Origin of the sequence: Uliginosibacterium silvisoli, assembly GCF_036017035.1 — a bacterium.
In the GTDB taxonomy this organism is placed as follows: Bacteria; Pseudomonadota; Gammaproteobacteria; order Burkholderiales; family Rhodocyclaceae; genus Viridibacterium; species Viridibacterium silvisoli.
Map to the genome: position 1 here is coordinate 752910 of NZ_JAYXHS010000002.1, position 20975 is coordinate 773884.

At 59.1% G+C, this 20975-nt stretch carries 21 protein-coding genes and 1 riboswitch; of the genes, 12 read left to right on the forward strand and 9 right to left on the reverse strand.

What is annotated here, in order from left to right; all coding sequences use genetic code 11:
• The first annotated feature begins 43 nt into the window (after nucleotides 1-43).
• Nucleotides 44-397, forward strand: a complete 354-nt coding sequence (locus tag VVD49_RS13040; protein ID WP_327599614.1) for a hypothetical protein — start codon at nucleotides 44-46, stop codon at nucleotides 395-397.
• Nucleotides 398-439: 42 nt separating this feature from the next.
• Here the strand turns inward: VVD49_RS13040 and VVD49_RS13045 are convergent, their stop codons facing one another.
• From VVD49_RS13045 to gcvT, 9 genes are all read right to left on the reverse strand, one after another.
• A complete protein-coding gene (locus VVD49_RS13045; protein ID WP_327599615.1) occupies nucleotides 440-757 on the reverse strand; it encodes an MEKHLA domain-containing protein in 318 nt (105 codons plus the stop codon).
• A 245-nt stretch (nucleotides 758-1002) separates the two neighbouring features.
• Entirely contained in the window at nucleotides 1003-1323 is a 321-nt protein-coding gene (locus VVD49_RS13050) for a DUF5710 domain-containing protein (protein ID WP_327599616.1), read from the reverse strand.
• 142 nt (nucleotides 1324-1465) lie between these two features.
• A complete protein-coding gene (locus VVD49_RS13055) occupies nucleotides 1466-2809 on the reverse strand; it encodes an AAA family ATPase (RefSeq protein ID WP_327599617.1) in 1344 nt (447 codons plus the stop codon).
• Entirely contained in the window at nucleotides 2806-3750 is a 945-nt protein-coding gene (locus VVD49_RS13060; protein ID WP_327599618.1) for a reverse transcriptase domain-containing protein, read from the reverse strand. Before VVD49_RS13060 ends, VVD49_RS13055 begins: the two co-directional genes overlap by 4 nt.
• A 290-nt stretch (nucleotides 3751-4040) precedes the next feature.
• A complete protein-coding gene (gene gcvP, locus VVD49_RS13065; RefSeq protein ID WP_327599619.1) occupies nucleotides 4041-6962 on the reverse strand; it encodes an aminomethyl-transferring glycine dehydrogenase in 2922 nt (973 codons plus the stop codon).
• Nucleotides 6963-7096: 134 nt separating this feature from the next.
• On the reverse strand, nucleotides 7097-7321 hold the full coding sequence (locus tag VVD49_RS13070; RefSeq protein ID WP_327599620.1) for a hypothetical protein: 225 nt from the start codon (nucleotides 7319-7321) through the stop codon (nucleotides 7097-7099).
• 4 nt (nucleotides 7322-7325) lie between these two features.
• Nucleotides 7326-7499, reverse strand: a complete 174-nt coding sequence (locus VVD49_RS13075) for a hypothetical protein (RefSeq protein ID WP_327599621.1) — start codon at nucleotides 7497-7499, stop codon at nucleotides 7326-7328.
• 5 nt (nucleotides 7500-7504) lie between these two features.
• Complete coding sequence (gcvH, locus tag VVD49_RS13080) at nucleotides 7505-7888, reverse strand: glycine cleavage system protein GcvH (protein ID WP_327599622.1); 384 nt, start codon at nucleotides 7886-7888, stop codon at nucleotides 7505-7507.
• A 41-nt stretch (nucleotides 7889-7929) separates the two neighbouring features.
• Nucleotides 7930-9027 carry a glycine cleavage system aminomethyltransferase GcvT gene (gcvT, locus tag VVD49_RS13085; protein WP_327599623.1) on the reverse strand — a complete coding sequence of 366 codons (1098 nt, stop codon included), beginning with the start codon at nucleotides 9025-9027 and terminating at the stop codon, nucleotides 7930-7932.
• 189 nt (nucleotides 9028-9216) lie between these two features.
• Nucleotides 9217-9321, reverse strand: a riboswitch (glycine riboswitch).
• 93 nt (nucleotides 9322-9414) lie between these two features.
• Here gcvT and VVD49_RS13090 point away from each other — a divergent pair.
• The 11 genes from VVD49_RS13090 to truB all read left to right on the forward strand — a co-directional run bounded on the left by VVD49_RS13090 (nucleotide 9415) and on the right by truB (nucleotide 20966).
• Entirely contained in the window at nucleotides 9415-10257 is an 843-nt protein-coding gene (locus tag VVD49_RS13090) for a 3',5'-nucleoside bisphosphate phosphatase (protein WP_327599624.1), read from the forward strand.
• Between the two features lie 69 nt (nucleotides 10258-10326).
• Nucleotides 10327-10950, forward strand: a complete 624-nt coding sequence (locus VVD49_RS13095) for an L-threonylcarbamoyladenylate synthase (protein ID WP_327599625.1) — start codon at nucleotides 10327-10329, stop codon at nucleotides 10948-10950.
• A gap of 57 nt (nucleotides 10951-11007) precedes the next feature.
• Nucleotides 11008-11673, forward strand: a complete 666-nt coding sequence (locus VVD49_RS13100) for a site-2 protease family protein (protein ID WP_327599626.1) — start codon at nucleotides 11008-11010, stop codon at nucleotides 11671-11673.
• A gap of 6 nt (nucleotides 11674-11679) precedes the next feature.
• The gene (locus VVD49_RS13105; protein WP_327599627.1) at nucleotides 11680-12558 is read left to right on the forward strand and encodes a segregation and condensation protein A; all 879 of its coding nucleotides are present in this window, start codon (nucleotides 11680-11682) and stop codon (nucleotides 12556-12558) included.
• Complete coding sequence (gene scpB / locus VVD49_RS13110; protein ID WP_327599628.1) at nucleotides 12536-13276, forward strand: SMC-Scp complex subunit ScpB; 741 nt, start codon at nucleotides 12536-12538, stop codon at nucleotides 13274-13276. The genes VVD49_RS13105 and scpB overlap by 23 nt, the downstream gene beginning before the upstream one ends.
• Nucleotides 13227-14561: a 23S rRNA pseudouridine(2605) synthase RluB gene (rluB, locus tag VVD49_RS13115; RefSeq protein WP_327599629.1), complete on the forward strand. Its 1335-nt coding sequence runs from the start codon at nucleotides 13227-13229 to the stop codon at nucleotides 14559-14561. Before scpB ends, rluB begins: the two co-directional genes overlap by 50 nt.
• 277 nt (nucleotides 14562-14838) lie before the next feature.
• Nucleotides 14839-15267: a ribosome maturation factor RimP gene (gene rimP, locus VVD49_RS13120; RefSeq protein WP_327599630.1), complete on the forward strand. Its 429-nt coding sequence runs from the start codon at nucleotides 14839-14841 to the stop codon at nucleotides 15265-15267.
• Between the two features lie 58 nt (nucleotides 15268-15325).
• On the forward strand, nucleotides 15326-16810 hold the full coding sequence (gene nusA, locus VVD49_RS13125) for a transcription termination factor NusA (RefSeq protein WP_327599631.1): 1485 nt from the start codon (nucleotides 15326-15328) through the stop codon (nucleotides 16808-16810).
• Nucleotides 16811-16816: 6 nt separating this feature from the next.
• Complete coding sequence (gene infB, locus VVD49_RS13130) at nucleotides 16817-19537, forward strand: translation initiation factor IF-2 (protein WP_327599632.1); 2721 nt, start codon at nucleotides 16817-16819, stop codon at nucleotides 19535-19537.
• Between the two features lie 81 nt (nucleotides 19538-19618).
• Nucleotides 19619-20005, forward strand: coding sequence for a 30S ribosome-binding factor RbfA (rbfA, locus tag VVD49_RS13135; RefSeq protein WP_327599633.1), 387 nt, complete (start codon nucleotides 19619-19621; stop codon nucleotides 20003-20005).
• Nucleotides 19980-20966 carry a tRNA pseudouridine(55) synthase TruB gene (gene truB, locus VVD49_RS13140; RefSeq protein ID WP_327599634.1) on the forward strand — a complete coding sequence of 329 codons (987 nt, stop codon included), beginning with the start codon at nucleotides 19980-19982 and terminating at the stop codon, nucleotides 20964-20966. Before rbfA ends, truB begins: the two co-directional genes overlap by 26 nt.
• Nucleotides 20967-20975 lie beyond the last annotated feature (9 nt).

A 20975-nucleotide genomic window follows, 5' to 3' on the forward strand; every position in this document is an offset into this window, starting at 1 on the left:
GCTCGAAAGCAACAGCAAGCGCAGCTTGCTCCGGAGAAATGTCATGAATCCACTAACAAGAATCCGTATGGCATGCGTGGCAGCCGGGTTGGCCGCACTGACGCTAAGTACTTTCGTCTTCGTAGCAAAAGCCAGTACTGATTTGAGCCAGACGATCAAATTGGATAAGCCAGCAAGGCTGCCAACGAAGCAAGAATTGCTCGTACAGCAAGTCAATGATCTATCGGACCGGCTTGCCGCCCTGGAATCAAAGATCGGTCAGCAGCAAAAGGCTCTGGACAAAGCCAATGAGCAGATAAATGCACGCCCTCAGGGCTATCACAGAGCTTTCATCACGCTCGCTAACTTCAATCACTTACCTGCGACGGATGGGATTTCGTATTGGGCCAAGGATTGAGCGCCGAAAGAAAGTGCGTCGCAACTTGGAGCAAGAGCAATTTCAAGGCGCCGCAATCTGGCGATAAGTGGCTGCTTGTCCGATGCGAATGCCGTCCGCATCGATAAGATTCCACACCGCCACATCTTCGATCCAGAAACGCGTCCCGTCCTTCGCGATGCGCAAGCCGCGATAGCCGGTTGCGCAGCCATCACGCGTCACACGCTGCAATAGCGCATCACGCTCCTCGCGGTTGGGCGCTTCTGCAGAGAGACGCGAAGGCAGACCGATGAACTCCTCGGCGCTATAACCGAAGCAACGCAGCGTGGCCGCATTGGCATAGACGAAGCGCGGGTCAGCGCTCGCGTCATGCGCCAGCACGCTGCAGCTTCGGGGTTGAGATTGGCAGGTGCGAGTGCAACGCCAAGCAGTCGCTCATGCGAGGCCAGAATCTCGCTCGCCCAGTCAGCTTTTGTTCGCATGCATCGGCCCAGGTAGTGCGCTCAGAATCTGTTCACAGCTCTCACAAAAAATATCGTCATCCCGGCGGAGGCCGGGATCCAGCACCGAACGTCTGATCTGGATCCCGGCCTCCGCCGGGATGACGAGTGTCTCTTGCGGCCCTCTCAGGCCGACAAGGCCGTGGCGCGACACTTGTCACACACATCCCAAGGCAAGCATTCGCAAACACGCGGCAACTCGACATACCTGCTGCCGATCTGCACGATGCCCTCGGACGCACCTTGCGCCTTCGCCTTCACGGGTACGCGAGCTGGAGTCGAGGAGGAGGGCGCCGACCCATCGCGCGGCGTCGCGCTCCACTTCGCGAACGGTGCCATGTCCGCCTTGCCCTCCACGTACCAAAGCTTGCTCGCCGCATCCCCGCGCGCGCCCAGCTGCTTGGCGGCGTCTTTTTCAGCGAAGGGAACTTTCAGGTTGAATCTCATGGTGTGCTTGAGGTGAACGGCGAGGGCGGATCATACGGGGAAGAAGGGTAAGCACCCAAGTGGATATCACTGATGCCACAGCATCCGTACCCGCATTCCGAATTCGAAACTAAGCCGACTATCTTCACAACAAACTAGGCAACTAAGTTGAGCCAGCGGCTCCAAGAAATCTGCTTAAAGTTTTTGAGAGGTTAGCTATGGAGTCTGCATACTTTTCGCATAGATATTTGTTCATTTCCACCGTCGTTGCGATCCTCTCCTGTTGGATGGCGTTGAATACGTCTTTAGGCCCAGTAAAGGCCCGATGTTGAGGGAGTTTGAAAGGGAAGTCGTTTTCTACGTAGTGAGCAAGTATCGCCTTTTCAACACTTTCCATTGGGATGAAATGAATCGCGTCGTGTTGAGCATGTGCCACTTCTCGTTGATCGCCATCAAGAATTCCTATTACATTTTCAGGGGCGGCAAGAAATCTTTCGTTCGCATTACGTCGAAGCAGATCCGTAACTTGGAAGGACCCGCCGATGTGAATAACTTTGTATTGAAAGAAAGTGCTTGGACAGTGATTTTGAATTACATGTTCGATGAACTCTCTCAGCACAGTATCTTCAGTCAGAATGTATTTGTCCCAGCCTTGAAATCCAAAGAGCCTAGCCCTTACGTAGCTGTAAGAGGCTGGATGTGCGATAGTCCTATCAGCGTCTTGTTCAACGTAAGAGATCTCCGATCGATCCAATGTGCTCATTATTGCCAAAGAGTGCGTCGTAAATAAAATACTGCACTTATATTCGCTGCAGAACAATCGAAGCCAAGCTGTAAGCCGTGACTGCGCAGCCGCGTCTAGCGACAAATCAATTTCATCTATAGCAATGAGCTTTGCTGAACCCTTGATGGTGCGGTACAAATTAATCAAGAAATACTCGCCTGAGCTGAGATGGTCTTCTCGTATATACCTATTTCCTTCAAGGCGTATGCTGTAGAATTTCTTGCCAGAAACAGCAATTTCGACTAGGTCATCGAATTTGTCCGTTGCGTATATTGCCGACAGAAAATTAATAAGCTCTTGGGGTTTGACGTAGCGACCTAAAATCAATGATTGCCGTATCTCGCTATCAGCATCGCTCGCACCTCTGAAATAACTAAATCGAGCGCCGTATGGCATTGGCAGCTCGGCTGAGATGGCGGTTCGAATTGATCTTGGTATTTCTTGTTTGCAGTTCAAAGATCGAATATCGGAGTCGTATTGAAATAAAATTTCCTGACCATCGATCGTATATTTTATTACGCTGTTTTCCTGGAATATCTGTGGGTTGGCTGTTTTTTGAAATGTGTCAGCGCTGGAAAGATTGCGCAGCGCGCGCATTAGAGTCGTCTTTCCTGTTCCATTTCGGCCAACTAGGCAGATTAGGCGGTTTGAACTTAAATCGAGTTCTAGTTGGAACGATTTTATGTTCTGTACTGATTGGATAGAGACGACGAACAAGTTCACTTGACCGACCTGTGCAAGAAGCTGTCAATTACAGTTGTGCCATATTTTCTACGTAGCTTTTCAAGGTATTTTGGATCGGCTGTATTAATATGACTAATATGACCAGCCAATTGTTGAAGGCCCAAGTCCATATCGTTGTTGAATATTTCCAATAGACGTGCTTTGTCTTTGATGTAGAAATGAAGCTGGTGCTCAATTTTCTTCTTGATTTCCATCGCAACGGAGATTTGACCGGATGGAAGTATGACTAAGCCAAGTGCATTTATTTTTCTTCCAACGGTAGTTGTCTTGCTTTTGGATTTGTTTATTGTGAATTCTGGCCCAAGTTTGGCTAGAAGAAGCTTTTCTAGAAGTGCTTCTATGTCCTTGATCTGCTGTCTGTCCTGAGCAGAAATTATAATGTCGTCGGCGTATCTTGAGTAAATAAGACCGCTATCGTTACACTGTTGTTCGAGAGAGTCGTCAAACTCTTTAAGGCAGGCATTGCTGATACTAGGCGAGGTCGAAAAACCAATTGGAAGGCATTCGTTGATTGTGGTCAGCTCGATTATTCGATCGATGTACTGTGCAAGATCTGCTATTGGGGTAGCGTTTCCAATAATCGTACGACGAATTAGGGGGGACGTAATGCTGTCGAAGAACTTCGTAAGATCGGTTTGATAGAAGGCGCGGCTCTTCGCGTGTGGCAATAGAGCTAGATGTGGATTCGCGCCTTTCCGATATGAAAATACAACTTTTTCATTTATCGGAATGTGTTCAAAGAGGAAGCTGTTTAAGAACGCGTGATATGCCTTGAGCTTTTTCGATGGCTTGTAAATAACCCTTTTTTGCCATGCAACCTGCTCATAGTTTTCTATGACACTGCATGAAGCGAAATCATCGAATTGATACTTGCCATGGTATACCGCGTCGAATAGCTCTCGTATTGGTGTTGGCGTCATTCGGTTGCCCTAGCGAAACAATCTTAGAGTTCGAACGTTAGGATGACCGAGAAGCAGTCACCGTACAAACGAAAAGCCCGACCGTTGGGCTATTCACCTTAGGTCGGGCATCCGTAACTAACTTAAGCGCCTTAGAGGCCAGACTATTAGACCGGAGCTACTCCTAGTCGCTGGCATCGCGTTAAGTTATCAGATCTAGTGCTGAATACAAGGCTACCGTGCGAAAGAGCGGTTGGCTTCACGTGGGGCGCTAGGCAGAAAGTCCTTCATCGAGCCCGCACGGAATGTACTCAGCTCTCGTACTCCTCCATCGGCACACAAGCACAAAACAGATTCCGGTCGCCATACACATCGTCGATGCGATTCACTGACGGCCAGAACTTGTTCTCCGCGACATATGCCAAGGGGAACACCGCTTCGTCGCGCGAGTAGGGGCGATCCCACTCGTTGCTGATGACGTCGCCCTGCGTGTGCGGGGCGTTCTTCAGCGGGTTGTTTTCCGCGGTCAGTTCGCCACGTTCGATGCGGCGGATTTCTTCGCGGATGCTGGTCATGGCGGCGATGAAGCGATCCAGCTCGGCCTTCGATTCCGATTCGGTCGGCTCGACCATGATGGTGCCGGGCACGGGGAAGCTCATCGTCGGGGCGTGGAAGCCGTAGTCCATGAGGCGCTTGGCGATGTCGACTTCGCTGACGCCGGTCGCAGCCTTGATCGGGCGGATATCCAGAATGCATTCGTGCGCGACGCGGCCTTGCGAGCCGGTGTAGAGCACGGGGTAGTGATCCTTCAATTGCGTGGCGATGTAGTTGGCGTTGAGAATGGCGATTTCGGTGGCGCGCTTGAGGCCGGCGCCGCCCATCATGCGGATGTACATCCACGAGATCGGCAGAATGCTGGCCGAGCCGAAGGGTGCAGCGGAGACGGCACCTTGTCCCGCTTGTGCGCGGCCTTCTGCGCCGGTTGGCGTGACGACGTGGTCGGCCATGAAGGGTTCGAGGTGCGCGGCGAGGCCGATCGGGCCCATGCCCGGTCCGCCGCCGCCGTGCGGGATGCAGAAGGTCTTGTGCAGGTTCATGTGGCTGACGTCGGCGCCGATGGTGGCGGGCGAGGTGAGGCCGACCTGTGCGTTGAGGTTGGCGCCGTCCATGTAGACCTGGCCGCCGGCGGCGTGCGTGAGCGCGCAGATTTCCTTGACGGCTTCTTCGAACACGCCGTGCGTGGACGGGTAGGTGATCATCAACGCAGAGAGACGATCCTTGTATTGCTCAATCTTCACCTTGAGGTCGCTGACTTCGACGTTGCCGCTGTCATCGCAATTGACGACGACGACTTCGAGGCCGCACATCTGCGCGGTGGCAGGGTTGGTGCCGTGCGCGGACTTCGGAATCAGGCATACGTCGCGATGCGATTCGCCGCGTGAGGCATGGTAGCGGCGGATGGCGACGAGGCCGGCGTACTCGCCCTGTGCGCCGGAATTCGGCTGCATGCAGATGGCGGGAAAGCCGGTGACGGCACGCAGGTAGTCGGCGAGGCCTTCGATCATTTCGAGATAGCCCAGCGTCTGGTTGTGCGGCGCGAAGGGATGCATGCGACCGAACTCGGGCCAGGTGACGGGAATCATTTCGCTGGTGGCGTTGAGCTTCATGGTGCAGGAGCCGAGCGAGATCATCGAGTGATCGAGCGCGAGGTCCTTGTTCTGCAGCTTCTTGAGGTAGCGCAGCATCTCGTGTTCGGTGTGATGGCTGTTGAACACGGGGTGGGTGAGGATGGCGCTGCTGCGTGCGAGTTCTGCGGGAATGCTCGACGCGGCGACTTGCGCATCCAGCGCGTCGATGTCGCTGTCATCGAAAGCGCGTGTCAACTCACAGACGTTCGCCATGCGGCCAGCGTCGGCGAACAGGTTGAGCAGGGTCAGCACATCGGCGCGCGAAGTGGTTTCATCGAAGCTCACGCCGAGCACGGAGGGCGACACCTGGCGCAGGTTGTAGCCGGAGACCATGGCTGCTTGAACGATGCCTTCGGTCTGCGTGCCGGTGGCGACGTTGAACGAGTCGAAGAACTGGCCACTTGCCAGTTTGAAGCCGGCTTTCTGCAGGCCCGCTGCGAAGATCGAAGCAAGGCGGTTGATGCGGCCAGCGATGGCCTTGAGGCCGGCCGGGCCGTGATACACCGCGTACATGCCGGCCATGTTTGCCAGCAGCACCTGCGAGGTACAGATGTTGGAATTGGCCTTCTCGCGGCGGATGTGTTGCTCACGTGTCTGCAGCGCCATGCGCAAAGCCGTCTTGCCGCGCACGTCTTTCGACACGCCGATGATGCGGCCGGCCATCGAACGTGCGTTCGACTCATGCGTGGCGAAGAAGGCTGCGTGCGGGCCGCCGAAACCCATCGGCACACCGAAGCGCTGGCCCGAACCAAAGGCGATGTCCGCGCCCATTTCGCCGGGGCTCTTCAGCAGCACCAGCGCCATCAGATCGGTCGCTACGGCGACGGCAGCGCCCTTGGCCTTGGCGCCTGCGATCAATGCGGACAGGTCGCTGACTTCACCGCGCACATTCGGGTATTGCAGCAGCACGCCGAAGGTGTCGTGATTCGCGAGTTCAGCGGCTTCGGCGATGACCAGTTCGTAGCCGAAGTACTCGGCGCGCGTCTTCACCACGTCGATGGTCTGCGGGAAGCAGGCGGCGTCGACGAAGAATTTGTTGCTCTTCGACTTCGACATGCGGCGTGCCATCGTCATGGCTTCCGCAGCGGCCGTCGCTTCGTCGAGTAGCGAGGCGTTGGCGAGTTCGAGACCGGTGAGGTCGATGACCATCTGCTGCCAGTTGAGCAACGCTTCCAGACGGCCTTGTGCGATCTCTGCCTGGTACGGCGTGTAGGCCGTGTACCAGCCGGGATTCTCCATGACGTTGCGCAGGATGACGGCCGGCGTCAGCGTGTCGTAATAACCCATGCCGATCAGCGAGCGCTTGATGACGTTCTTGCTGGCGATGGCCTTCAACTCGCCCAGCGCGACATGCTCGGGCACCGCGTCGGCAATCGGCAGCGGCGCGGAGAGGCGGATCGCGGCGGGCACGGTTTGCGCGATGAGGTCGTCGACGCTTTTCGCGCCGGCAGCGGAAAGCATCTCGGCGATTTCAGCGTCGTTGGAACCGATGTGGCGGCCGATGAAGTCGTCACGCTGCTCAAGGGAGGTCAAAGTCTGGGTCATGGTGAATCCGGTACGAACGTGAAAGGTGATGTCTTGCGTAGGGTGGATTCGCGAAGTAACCCACCGGTCGTAAATATCCTGGCGCAGCGCGCCAGCTAATCAATCCGTCATTCCCGCTTTCGCGAGAATGACGGTTATGGGCGATCAGGCGCTGGTACAACGCGCTTGCGACGAAACGACAGCGCTCCGCTGCGCTTGAAGCGCAGAAAAACACCAAGGAAAAAAGCTGCAATGACGCAGGCGAGCAAAACCTTGCCGAGGAACAGCGCCAATGCAGTGAAGGTGAGCCCCGCCGCGTAGAGCGCCAATTCGATCAGTGCTACGCCGAATTCGCCAACGCCTTCTCGCCACTTCGCCAAGGCACTACTCCTTGCTGGCGCGCTTGAATCGCACCACAACCCACAGCAACCAGAACGCCAGCAAGCCGCCGGTAAGCCACTTGCCACGGGTGAAGACGAGCACAATCAGCACCATGCCGCCCGCCACGATGGCGTAGCGCAGCAGCTCCTGGATGGGATCGCGCTCCTGGCGGGCCACGTCGCTTACGCGGCGTCGATGACGGCCTTGTAGCCATCAGCAGTCAGCAGTGCGTCGATGTCGTCGAGGTTCGCTGGCTTGATCTTGAACAGCCAGGTTGCATACGCGTCGGTGTTGACGCTTTCTGGCGCGTCGATGGCATCGCTGTTCGCAGCGACGACTTCACCGGCAACCGGCGCATAGATGTCGGACGCGGCCTTCACCGATTCGACGACGGCGATTTCTTCGCGTGCAGCGACTTCACGGCCGGCTTCGGGCAGTTCGAGGAAGACGATATCGCCGAGCGCGTTTTGCGCGTGATCGGTGATGCCGATGGTGACGGTGCCGTCCGGTTCCTTGCGGACCCATTCGTGGGATTCGGTGTAACGCAGGTTGGCTGGAACGCTCATGTTGGAACTCCTTCGGGGATTAATTCAATTTAGAGAAACGCTTAAACCAGAACCTTGCCATGACGCACGAATGGCATCTTCACCACGCGTGCCTTGAGTTGCTTGCCGCGAATGTCGACATGCACTGTGTCGCCGATGGCGATCTCGGCCGGCACGCGTGCGAACGCGATCGAGGCATTCATGCTGGGTGCAAAACTGCCGCTGGTGGTTTCGCCGAAGCCCTTGTCGGTGAACACCTGCATGTGGGCACGCAGCACGCCGCGTTCTTCAAGCAAGAGGCCTACCAGCGCGCGTTGTGGTGGCTCGGCTTCGAGTGCGGCACGGCCGACGAAGTCGCGATCTCCGCTGAAGTCCACCGTCCAGGCGAGGCCGGATTCGAGCGGGCCGACGTTGTCGTCCATGTCCTGGCCGTACAAATTCATTCCGGCTTCAAGGCGCAGCGTGTCGCGTGCGCCGAGGCCGGCCGGTTTCACACCGGCAGCGGTCAACGCGTTCCAGATTTCAACAGCGCGCTTGGCGGGAATGATGATTTCGAACCCGTCTTCACCGGTGTAGCCGGTGCGGCACAGGGTGAGATCGCCGAACTCGTTCGTCCATTGGGCGGCCTGGAAATATTTGAGCGGCTCGGACACGGCTTGCGAGCCGGGCAGGGCGGCCCACACCTTGGCGCGCGCTTGCGGGCCTTGCACGGCGATCATGGCGAAATCGCGGCGCGCGGTGATGGTGACATTGCCACCCGCGGGCATCGCGGCGGCCTGCTTGCGCATCCAGGCGATGTCCTTGTCGGCGGTGCCGGCATTGACGACGATGCGGTAGAAGTCGGGTGCGAAGAAGTAGGTGATGAGGTCATCGACCACGCCGCCACGCTCATTGAGCATGCAGGAATACAGCGCGCGGCCCGGCTCTTTCAGCTTGTCGATGTTGTTGGCCAGCAGGCGGCGCAGGAAGGCTTGCGCGCCGGCGCCTTCGATATCCACCGGCAGCATGTGCGACACGTCGAACATGCCGGCATCGCTGCGCACCAGCTTGTGCTCTTCGAGCTGTGAGCCGTAGTGGATCGGCATGTCCCAGCCGGCGAAATCGACGAGCTTGGCGCCGGCGGCGATGTGGGTGGCGTGGAGCGGGGTTTGTCTGGACAAGGTGCTTCTCCGGCAATTCAGGGGCAGAAACGAAAAAGGGCCAGGCGTCACGAATACTTTTTCCGTGTACCGCATGGCCCCCATCTGTCCCTGATACCTGAGAGATTACGGCTCCAATTACAAAATTGGCCGAGTGCCCCTTCGGTGGATGCCCGACCATTTGCTGGTGGCACCGCTCTCCAGATTGTGATTTCCCGTTCGGTCCTTTTGCCTGAGCGTTCCCGGGGGGTTGCGCCTTCGGCGGCCCGGCAAACCAGTCAAAACCGGCTGCGAGCGCTCTCCCGAACAGGTGGCGACTGTACCGGAAGCCAAGGGCGCGAAGCAAGCCTTTGCTATGATGCTTGCCTGCCCGGCATTTTCCGGGCGTCGCCCTGTCAAACCCCCGCCATGTTCGCTCCACAGAACGCCGATCTTCACTGCCACTCCACCGTCTCCGACGGCACCTTGAGCCCGACGGCTTTGGTCGAGCGCGCGCACGCCAACGGCGTCGATATGCTGGCGCTGACTGATCATGACGAGCTCGGCGGCCTCGCCGAGGCGCGCGCTGCTGCCGAAGCGCGTGGCATGCGGTTCGTGAATGGCGTGGAAATCTCTGTCTCTTATTGTGACCAGACGGTGCACATCGTCGGGTTGGGTATCCGGCCGGATTCGACCGAGTTGCGTGACGGGCTGGACCGCGTGCGCGGTGGTCGCGATGGCCGCGCCAAGCGCATCGGCCTGGAGCTGGCGAAGATCGGTATCAAGGATGCTTTCGAAGGGGCGGCCAAGTACGCCGACAACCCCGAGCTGATCAGCCGTGCGCACTTTGCGCGCTACCTCGTCGAGATCGGTGTCGCACGCGACACGACGGCAGTCTTCGATCACTACCTTGTGCGCGGAAAGCCTGGCTTTGTCGATCATGAATGGGCGACGCTGGCGGACGCGGTGAACTGGATTCACGCGGCAGGCGGCCTTGCCGTCATCGCCCATCCCGGTCGTTACCGGATCTCGGGTGCCGAGATGAAGTCCTTGTTCGAAGAGTTTGCCGATCTGAAGGGCGAGGGCGTCGAGGTCGTGACCAGCGCTCATACGCCGCAGATGCGCAACCAGTTCGCGACCTTTGCCCGTCGCTACAACCTGCTGGCGTCGCGTGCCTCGGACTTCCATGGTCCGGGCGAAAGCGCTGTCGATATCGGCAAGTCGGAGGCGTTGCCGCCCGACCTGACGCCGGTGTGGACTGCACTGGTCTGAACTTCTCGGAACAATAGTTACGCGCCGGGAACGGCAGCGTGGCGCCCTACAATTCGTGTCCGGATTCCCATGTCCCAGTTCTTTGAAATCCACCCTGATCACCCGCAACCGCGTCTGATCCGTCAGGCAGCCACCATCCTGCGCGATGGCGGCCTGATTGCCGTGCCGACCGATGCGGCCTATTCGCTGGTCGGGCATGTCGGCGATGCAAAAGTGATCGAGCGCATTCGTCGCATCCGTGGCGTCGACGAGCGCCACCATTTCACGCTGATGTGCCGCGACCTGTCGCAGATCGCTACCTACGCACGTGTCGACAATGCGCAGTTCCGCTTGCTGAAGGCAACCACTCCGGGCGCCTATACCTTCATTCTTGAAGGCACAAAGGAATTGCCGCGTCGTGTGCTGCATCCCAAGCGCAAGACCATAGGCCTGCGCGTGCCGGACCATGCCGTCATGCTGGCTTTGCTCGAAGAGTTGGGCGAACCGGTGATTTCGTCGAGCCTGTTGCTGCCCGACGAAGACTTGCCGCTGACCGATGCGAACGAGATCCGTGATCGCCTTGAGCGCGAACTGGAGCTGGTCATCGAGTCCGGCCCCTGCGGCCTGGAGCCTACGACGGTGGTGGATCTGACTGGTGGTGCGCCAGAGCTGATTCGTGAAGGCAAGGGAGAGCTGCGGGCTCTGGGCCTGTAGAAGCGGCTCAGGCTCTGACTGCGAGGCCGCGCGCGGCATTCACGCTAAACTCTGCCCATGGAACAGATCATCCTCAACATCGCCCTGTGGGCCGTGCCGGTCGTGCTGGCAATCACCTTGCACGAGGCCGCTCACGGATACGTGGCGCGCATGTTTGGCGACCCGACGGCTTACGAGCAGGGCCGCATTACTCTCAACCCCCTCAAGCACATCGATCCGGTCGGCACCGTGTTGCTGCCAGGTGCCATCGTGCTGATGAACGCCGTGACCGGCGCGCAGTTCCCGCCCTTCGGCTGGGCCAAGCCGGTGCCCGTGAATTTCGGGCGTTTGCGTCGGCCCAAGCAAGACATGTTGTGGGTGGCCGCCGCGGGGCCGGGCATCAATTTCGTGCAGGCCGTCATCTGGGTGCTGCTGGGTTCCTTGCTGTTGCCGCTGATCAGCAATCCTGGCGGTCTGGAGATGATGGCGGCGCTCTGCCGTAATGGCTTGATGGCGAATCTGGTGCTGATGCTGATCAACCTGATCCCGATTCCGCCGCTCGATGGCGGACGCATCCTGGTGAGTCTGTTGCCCATGAAGGCCGCATGGCAGCTGTCGCGCGTCGAGCCTTACGGCTTCTTCATCCTGATCGCGTTGATGTATTCCAATGTGCTCAACATGCCCTTGCGGTGGGCCATGGACAGCGTTGCGCGCTTCATTTTCCTGATCACGGGCGTGGCCTGATTCCGGATGAGCGACGGCGCAGCCCCTGAAACGCTGGCTCTCGATCTCCGCTTCCACGCGAAGATCTACGGCGAGCCGCTGCTCGATCTGCCGACCGATCTTTATATTCCGCCGGATGCGCTGGAGATTTTTCTCGATACGTTCGAGGGGCCGCTCGATCTGCTGTTGTATCTGATCCGCCGCGCCAACGTGAACATCCTCGATATTCCGATGGCGCCGCTGACAGTGCAGTACCTGGCCTACATCGACGCCATGCGCACGACCAATCTTGAGCTGGCGGGCGACTATCTTCTGATGGCCGCCATGTTGCTCGACATCAAGTCGCGCATGTTGCTGCCGAAGCCGCCGAGCGACAAGCCGGAAGAGGATGAGGCCGATCCGCGGGCCGAGCTGGTGCGCCGGCTCGTCGAGTACGAGCGCATCAAACGCGCAGCGCTGACGCTGGACCGCATGCCGCGTGTTGAGCGCGACTACGAATGGGCCAGTGTGCACCTTGCGGAGATCGTCGCAGAAGAACGCATGGCCGAGGTCAGTCTTGCCGATCTGCAGAATGCGTGGCTGACCTTGCTGCAACGGGCCCGCAATCACCAGCATCACCACGTGCAGCGTGAGGAGTTGTCGGTGCGCGAATACATGAGCCAGATCCTGCGTCGTCTGCAGGATGGTGAATACGCGGAATTCACCAGCGTGTTCGAACTGACGCATGGTGTCGCGAGCCTCATCGTGGGCTTCCTGGCGGTGCTCGAGCTGGTCAAGGAGCGCTTGGTGCAACTCACGCAGAACGCACCGATGGAAATGATCTACGTGCGCATCGCGCACGGCAGCACTGAAAACGAATACGAACTACCGGATGGAGGCCCGGATGGCGCCGAATTCGCTGCCTGATCCTGAATCCGTGGAGGGCGCCGATGTGACGCCGGCCCTCGACACTGAGGAGGCGGACTCCGTGCCCGCGCCGCCGATGGCTGAAGAAGGCGCAGATCCGCCTGTGCTGGAGGTGACGGTCGCTGAATCCGGCATCGATGTGGCGCACGCCCGGCAAGTGCTCGAAGCGGCCTTGCTGTCTGCCAGCGAGCCGATGCAAAGCGCCGAACTGCGCCGCCTGTTCGAGCCGGATCTTGGTGCTGATCTGGTAAATCGTTTGTTGGCTGACATCCAGCAGGAGTGGCAGGGCAGGGCGGTCGAACTGATGCGACTGGCTTCCGGTTGGCGCTTCCAGACCCGACCCGCCTTGCAGCCCTATCTGGATCGTTTGCGCCAGACGCGGGCGCCGCGCTACTCCCGGGCGGTACTGGAAACCTTGGCGATCATCGTGTATCGTCAGCCTGTCACGCGCGGAGACATTGAAGAAATACGCGGCGTGGCCGTTTCAGCAAACATTATCAATTTGCTGGAAACGCGCGGTTGGATCGACACCATCGGTCACCGCGACACGCCGGGACGCCCGGCCCTCTTCGCCACTACCCGCAAGTTTCTTGACGATCTCGGCCTTCGCAGCCTGACTGAGCTGCCGCCTTTATCGTCCCTATCCGACATCGAAGGAGTACTCGATCTTGTCGATACCGCAGAAAACGCGTCGCCGTCCGACGCGTCCCGGCAATAACACGGCCAACAGGGCCGACAACGGCGCGCCGCAGCGACGCCAGCGGGCTCCCCGCCCCAGCCAGCCGCCAGCAGGTGTGTATGGCGCAGAACCAGAGCAGGATTTCAGTTCCGACGATGCCTACGAAGACGACGACAGCCAGATCGCCTTCCTGGGGCGCAAGGGCGACAACCTCCATGCCAACGCCAAGCCCGAAGGCACAGGTGGAGCGCGTGGTCGCGCAGGGCGTGGGTTTGGCCCGCGCGGAGGTGATCGCGTCAAGGCGACGGGCGAACTCGTTGATGATGGCGAGCGTATCCAGAAAGTACTCGCCGCGGCGGGCTATGCCTCGCGCCGCGAAGTGGAGGAATGGATTACTGCCGGGCGCGTCAGCGTCAATGGTCTGCCATCGTTCCTGGGCCAGAAGATTTCGCAGGGCGATCGCGTCAAGGTCAATGGCAAGCTGGTCAACGTGCGCTTTGCAGAGCGCCCGCCACGCGTTCTGATCTATCACAAGCCGGATGGTGAAATTGTCTCGCGTGACGATCCTGAGGGTCGTCCAAGCGTATTCGATCGCCTGCCGAAGATCCGTCGCGGTCGCTGGATTGCGATCGGTCGCCTTGACTTCAATACGAGTGGTTTGTTGTTGTTCACCGACGATGGCGATCTGGCCAATCGTCTGGCGCATCCTCGCTACAACCTCGAGCGCGAATACGCCGTGCGTATCGTTGGACTGCTCGACGAAGATCAGGTCAAGCGACTGAAGGACGGTGTGGAGCTCGAAGACGGTCCGGCGCGGTTCAACATGGTGCGCGACGAGGGTGGCGAGGGCTCGAATCACTGGTATCGCGTGTCGATCTCCGAAGGCCGGAACCGCGAGGTGCGTCGCATGTTCGAAGCGCTTGGCATGACGGTCAGCCGTCTGATGCGCGTGCGCTATGGCCCGGTGGAATTGCCGAGCCGTCTCAAGCGCGGCATGTATGAAGACATGGCGCCGGAGATGATCAAGGCGCTGGGTGGCAAGAAAGCCCCCGTGCGCCAGGGCGAAGGCGAGACGCGTCGCACGCGTAATCGGCGTGGTCCCAAGGTGGCCGGGCCGAATGGCAAGGCCGGTGCGCCGCGTGGTCGCAATGGTGGAAGCGGGGCTGAAAATCAGTCTGGAGAAGGCGAGGCCGCTTTCGTGCCGAATGCTGCGCCTGGCGTAGCGGCTGACGGTAACGCCGGCAATGCTCGTCGCAACGACAGTCGTCGCCCGCGTGGCGGCCGCAATCGCAAGCCAAGGCCGAAGCCACTCGCGGAAGCTTGATAAGAGAATGTCACGCGGGTGACGCGCAGCTTGATGGCGCGACGCCCCGTGACGGCTCTTTGCACAAAAGGGATGTGCTGCGGGATGTACTGCGGCGTAGCAACATGCTAGAATCAAGTGGTTAATCAGTCGTCTGCGCACGTGAAGGCGTGCGCCGACGGGGATCTTTCCGGATTTGTTTTGATCGGGATGGGCGTTGCGCCCATTTTTTATTTGTGGCGCGCAAAACGCATTTCTGCGTAATGCAAGCGCCTGATTTGCTGAATCAGTATTGCAGATGGATATCGCAAGCGTTATCGAGCAGGCCGTGAATGGCCTGGGTTTTGAACTGGTGGATCTGGAGCGCTCGCCCAAGGCGAGGCTGCTGCGCGTCTTCATCGATATCGAGCGTGGTATTACGGTCGAAGATTGCGCGACGGTGAGCAATCACCTTGTGCGTGTTTTCGAGGTTGAAGGCATCGACTATGATCGTCTTGAGATCTCGTCTCCAGGTCTGGAGCGACCGCTGCGCAAGGCCGCTGATTTCGAGCGCTTTGCGGGCCAGGACGTGCAGATCCGCATCCGTCTGCCAATCAACAACCAGCGTAATTTCGCGGGCCAGTTGCTGGGGCTGCGTGACGGCAAGATTGTGGTTCGTACCGAGAAGGGTGAGCAGCTGCTTGAACTCGACGATGTCGAAAAAGCACGTCTGGTTCCCAAGTTTTGATTCAGGGTTTGTTCATATTCGAACAGGCTGAAATATTCGCTTTCGAGGGAGTTAAGCAATGAGCCGCGAAGTCTTGCTGCTTGTAGATGCGCTGTCGCGTGAAAAGAACGTGGCCAAGGAAACCGTGTTCCTGGCCATGGAAATGGCTCTGGCCGCCGCGACCAAGAAGCGTGTCAACGATGAGGCCGATGTGCGTGTATCCATCGACCGCGAAACAGGTGCGTACGAATCCTTCCGTCGCTGGGTTGTCATGATCGATGCTGAAGTCGAAAACGACGAAGCGGAGATGGGCATCATCGATGCTCGCGAGGAATATCCGGACATCCAGGTCGGCGACTATGTCGAAGAGCCGCTTGAGCCCATCGATTTCGGTCGTATCGGAGCGCAGGCTGCCAAGCAGGTCATCTTGCAGAAAATCCGCGATGCCGAGCGTGAGCAGATCCTCAACGACTTTCTCGAGCGTGGCGAGCATCTCGTCACCGGTTCGGTGAAGCGCATGGAGCGTGGCAATGCCATCGTCGAGGCTGGTCGTCTCGAAGCCGTGCTGCCGCGTGACCAGCAGATTCCGAAAGAGAATCTGCGTGTTGGCGACCGTGTGCGCGCTTACCTGCTGCGCATTGATCGCAATGCACGTGGCCCGCAACTGGTGCTGTCGCGTAGCGCGCCGGACTTCATCTCGCAACTCTTCGAACTTGAAGTGCCGGAAATCGAAGACGGTTTGCTCGAGATCAAGGCTGCTGCACGTGATCCTGGCCTGCGCGCCAAGATTGCTGTGAAGTCGAATGACCCACGCATCGATCCGATTGGCACCTGTGTCGGTCTGCGCGGCTCGCGCGTGACGGCTGTGCGTAACGAACTCGGCGGCGAGAACGTCGATATCGTGCTGTGGTCTGCAGATGCAGCGCAATTCGTCATCAGCGCACTGGCACCGGCAGAAGTCAGTTCCATCGTCGTCGATGAAGAAACGCACACCATGGATGTGGTGGTCGACGAAGGTAACCTCGCCATGGCCATCGGTCGTGGTGGTCAGAACGTGAAGCTCGCTTCCGAATTGACCGGCTGGAACATCAACCTGATGACCGAGACCGCAGCAGCTGAACGTAGCGAAGCGGAGCAGGGTCGCCTGCGTCAGATCTTCTGCGAGAAGCTCGACGTCGATGAAGAAGTGGCCGACATCCTGATTGAAGAAGGTTTCTCGTCGCTGGAAGAAATCGCTTACGTGCCGATTTCCGAAATGCTGGAAATCGAAGCCTTCGACGAAGACACGGTTAACGAATTGCGTCAGCGCGCACGAAACGTGCTGCTGACGGAGGCCATCGTCAACGAGGAACAACTCGAAGGCGTTGCGGAAGACTTGTTGAATCTCGAAGGCATGGACAAATCGCTTGCTGCAAAGCTCGCCACGCATGGTGTAAAGACGCGTGATGATCTGGCGGATCTGGCGGTTGACGAGCTGACCGAAATGACGGGGCTCGATGAATCGAGTGCGAAGGATCTGATCACCAAGGCGCGCGCGCACTGGTTTGAGCAAGCGGGGGAGTAAGAACAGATGGCAGAAATGAGCGTGGCGGATTTCGCCACGGAACTGAAGATGCCGGCTTCTGCGCTGCTTGAACAGCTTCAGAAGGCAGGCGTTACAAAGTCGACGCTGGACGACGGTGTGAGCGAGCACGACAAGACGCGTTTGCTCGACTACCTGCGTCGTTCGCATGGCGATACCGCGCCTAAGTCCAAGATCACCCTGACGCGCAAGCAGACCAGCGAGATCAAGTCGGCGGACTCCACCGGCAAGGCACGCACCATTCAGGTCGAAGTGCGCAAGAAGCGCGTCTTCGTGAAGCGCGATGATGCGGATCTGGGTGCAGAGGCTTCGGCGGTTGAGCCGGACGACGAAATCGTCGTTGCACAGCCGGAAGTGCCTGTCGAGGTGCCTGTTGTTGTCGAGCCGGAGCCCGTAGTCGAAGTCGTGGTGGCCGCGCCAGAGCCTGAACCAGAGCCCGAGCCAGAACCGATTCCAGAGCCGGAGCCCGAACCCGTTGTCGTGGCCGAGGTGCAGGCAGAGCCGATTGCAGCTCCCGAGCCGGTCGTCGAGGCGCCGTTGACGGCGCGTCAGCGTGCCGATCGTAGCCATGCTGAGTTGATGGCGCGCCAGGCTGCCGAAATCAAGGCCAAGCAGGCGCGCGAAGCTGCGCGTAAGGCTGCTGAAGAGGCGCGCAAGCTCGAAGAAGAGCGCCTCAAGGTTGAGCAGGAAAAAGCGCGTGCAGCAGCTGCAGCCAAGCCTGAGGGCAAGGTCGGCACCTTGCACAAGCCTGCCAAGACCGACGAAAAGCCGAAGAAGGCGCAAGCGCCCGATCGCAACGCCAAGCAGCAGCCGGAAGACAGCAAGCGTCGCACCATCAAGACCCGTGGCGATACCGGCACGGGTGCTGGCTGGCGTGGTGGTCCGCGTGGCGGCAGCCGTCATGGCAAGCAGTCGCAGGAGCAAACCAACTTCCAGGCGCCTACCGAAGCGGTGGTGCGTGAAATCCACGTGCCGGAAACCATCTCGGTGTCGGACCTTGCGCACAAGATGTCCGTCAAGGCAGCCGAGCTGATCAAGAAGATGATGATGATGGGCCAGATGGTCACCATCAATCAGGTGCTCGATCAGGAAACCGCGATGATTCTCGTCGAGGAAATTGGCCATACGGCAGTGCCAGCCAAGCTGGACGATCCGGAAGCCTTCCTTGAGGATGGCGAGGAGCACAAGGACGTTGCGCTGGAGCCGCGTGCGCCGGTCGTGACCGTCATGGGCCACGTCGACCATGGCAAGACCTCGTTGCTTGACTACATCCGTCGTGCCAAGGTGGCCGCAGGTGAAGCGGGCGGCATTACGCAGCACATCGGTGCGTATCACGTCGAAACGAAGAAGGGCATGATCTCCTTCCTCGATACGCCAGGTCACGAAGCCTTTACGGCGATGCGTGCGCGTGGCGCCAAGGCAACTGACATCGTCATTCTGGTGGTGGCGGCCGACGACGGCGTCATGCCGCAGACGAAGGAAGCGATTCACCATGCGAAGGCCGCTGGAGTGCCTATCGTTGTGGCGATCAACAAGATCGACAAGCCGGACGGCAATCCCGATCGCGTCAAGCAGGAGCTGGTTGCCGAAGGCGTGATTCCGGAAGAGTACGGCGGTGACGCCATGTTCATGCCGGTGTCGGCCAAGACCGGCGCAGGTATCGACGATTTGCTCGATGCCATCCTGCTGCAGTCCGAAGTGCTTGAGCTGAAGGCACCAAAGGATGCGCCAGCCAAGGGCCTGATCATCGAAGCGCGTCTCGACAAAGGCCGCGGTCCGGTTGCGACGATGCTGGTGCAGAGCGGTACGCTCAAGCGCGGCGACGTGGTACTGGCCGGTGCAACTTTCGGCCGCGTGCGCGCCATGCTGGACGAGAACGGCAAACCGATCGCCGAAGCGGGACCATCGATTCCGGTCGAAATTCTGGGTCTGTCGGATGTGCCTGGCGCCGGCGACGAAGTCATGGGCATTGTTGACGAGCGTCGTGCGCGTGAAATCGCACTGTTCCGCCAAGGCAAGTTCCGCGACGTCAAGCTGGCCAAGCAACAAGCCGCCAAGCTCGAATCCATCATGGATCAGATGAAGGATGGCGAAGTCAAATCGCTGGCCCTCATCGTCAAGGCCGACGTACAAGGTTCGCAGGAGGCGCTGGTGCAGTCCTTGTCCAAGCTTTCCAACGAAGAAGTGCGCGTCAAGGTCATTCACGGTGCGGTCGGCGCGATCTCCGAGTCCGACGTCAATCTGGCGCAGGCTTCGGGTGCGGTCATCATCGGCTTCAACATCCGTGCCGATGCCAATGCACGCAAGCTGGCCGAGAGCTACGGTGTCGATATTCGCTACTACAACATCATCTATGACGCTGTGGATGAAGTGAAGGCAGCGCTGTCGGGCATGCTCTCGCCGGAGAAGCGCGAACAGGTTATCGGCATGGTGGAAGTGCGTCAGGTGTTCCGCATTTCCAAGGTCGGTACGATTGCCGGGTGCTATGTGCTCGATGGTCTCGTCAAGCGCAGCTCGCTGGTCCGTGTTATTCGCGACAATGTTGTCATCCACTCGGGTGAGCTCGACTCGCTCAAGCGTTTCAAGGATGACGCCAAGGAAGTGCGTGCCAACTTCGAGTGCGGTCTGTCGATCAAGAACTTCAACGACATCAACGAAGGCGACCAGCTGGAAGTCTTCGAGATTCAGGAAATCGCACGTACGCTGTAACAGGTGCTTGCCTGCGCAGAAAACAACGGGCCTTGATGAGGCCCGTTGTTGTTTGTAGCTGAAACGGAAAAGAGGCTGAACATGCCAAAAGACTACTCAAGAAGTTCACGCGTTGTCGAACAGATCAAGCGAGAACTCGCGGAGCTGATCCGCCTCGAGGTGAAAGATCCGCGTGTTGGCTTCATCACGATCACCGATGTGGAGATCACGCCCGACTACGCACACGCCAAGGTGTTCTTCTCCTCGCTCAAGGGCAAGGAAGGCGCTGAGGAAATCCAGGAAGGTTTGCGCCGCGCCAGCAGCTTCCTGCGGCGCGAGCTGGGTCGCCGCGTGCGCATCCATACAACGCCAGAGCTGCATTTCGTCTACGACAATTCGATGGAAGAAGGCTCACGTATGTCGGCGCTGATCGACAAGGCCATGGCTGATACGCAGCCGGAAGATGCTGGCGACGAAGAGGCCGACTGAGTCGATGGAGAAGGTGATGAATCCGGCTGCGCCACGCAAGAAGTGGCAGATTGTCGACGGCGTGCTGATGCTCGACAAGCCGGGCGGCATGACGTCCAACGGTGCGCTGCAAGCGGCGCGGCGCCTGCACTCAGCTGCCAAGGCGGGGCATACCGGCACACTCGATCCGATGGCCACGGGGCTGCTGCCTGTGCTGTTCGGCGAGGCAACAAAGTTTTCCCACATGCTGCTCGATGCGGACAAGACCTACCGCGCGACCTTGTGTCTGGGCATCAACACCAGCACGGCCGACGCCGAGGGTGAAGTCATTCGCGAACGCGACGTGACGTGTTCGGAGGCAGATATTCATGCCGCCTGCGCGCGCTTTCTCGGTGCCATCGAGCAGGTGCCGCCCATGTACTCGGCACTCAAGCATCAGGGACGCGCGCTCTATGATTACGCGCGCCAAGGCGTGGAGATCGAGCGCGAGGCGCGCGCGGTGACGATTCATGAGCTCGCAATCGAACGCGTCGATCTGGGTGATGTGCCAGAGGTCGTGATCCGCGTTCGCTGCAGCAAGGGCACTTACATCCGCACGCTGGCCGAGGATATCGGCGAGGTGCTGGGTTGCGGCGCGCATTTGACTGCGCTGCGTCGCCTTGCCACAGGACCGTTGAGTCTCGAATCGGCAGTCACGCTTGAGGCGCTCGGCGAAATGGAAGAGGGCGCGCGCGTCGCTCGTTTGTTGGCGCCGGATAGCCTGCTTGCGCATCTGCCACGGCTGACCCTGGATGGGGCGCTCGAAGCGCGTTTCTCGCATGGCAATGCTGTCTCGTGCGCTGGCATGGCTGCCGTTCCGCGGGGCGAGGTACGCGTCTACGGGACTGTCTTCATGGGCTTGGGGCGCGTCGATGATGACGGGATGTTGCGCGCGATCCGGCTCGTGTCGACGCTGCATCCAGGCGAGGCTGCAGACATCTGAACGACCTGT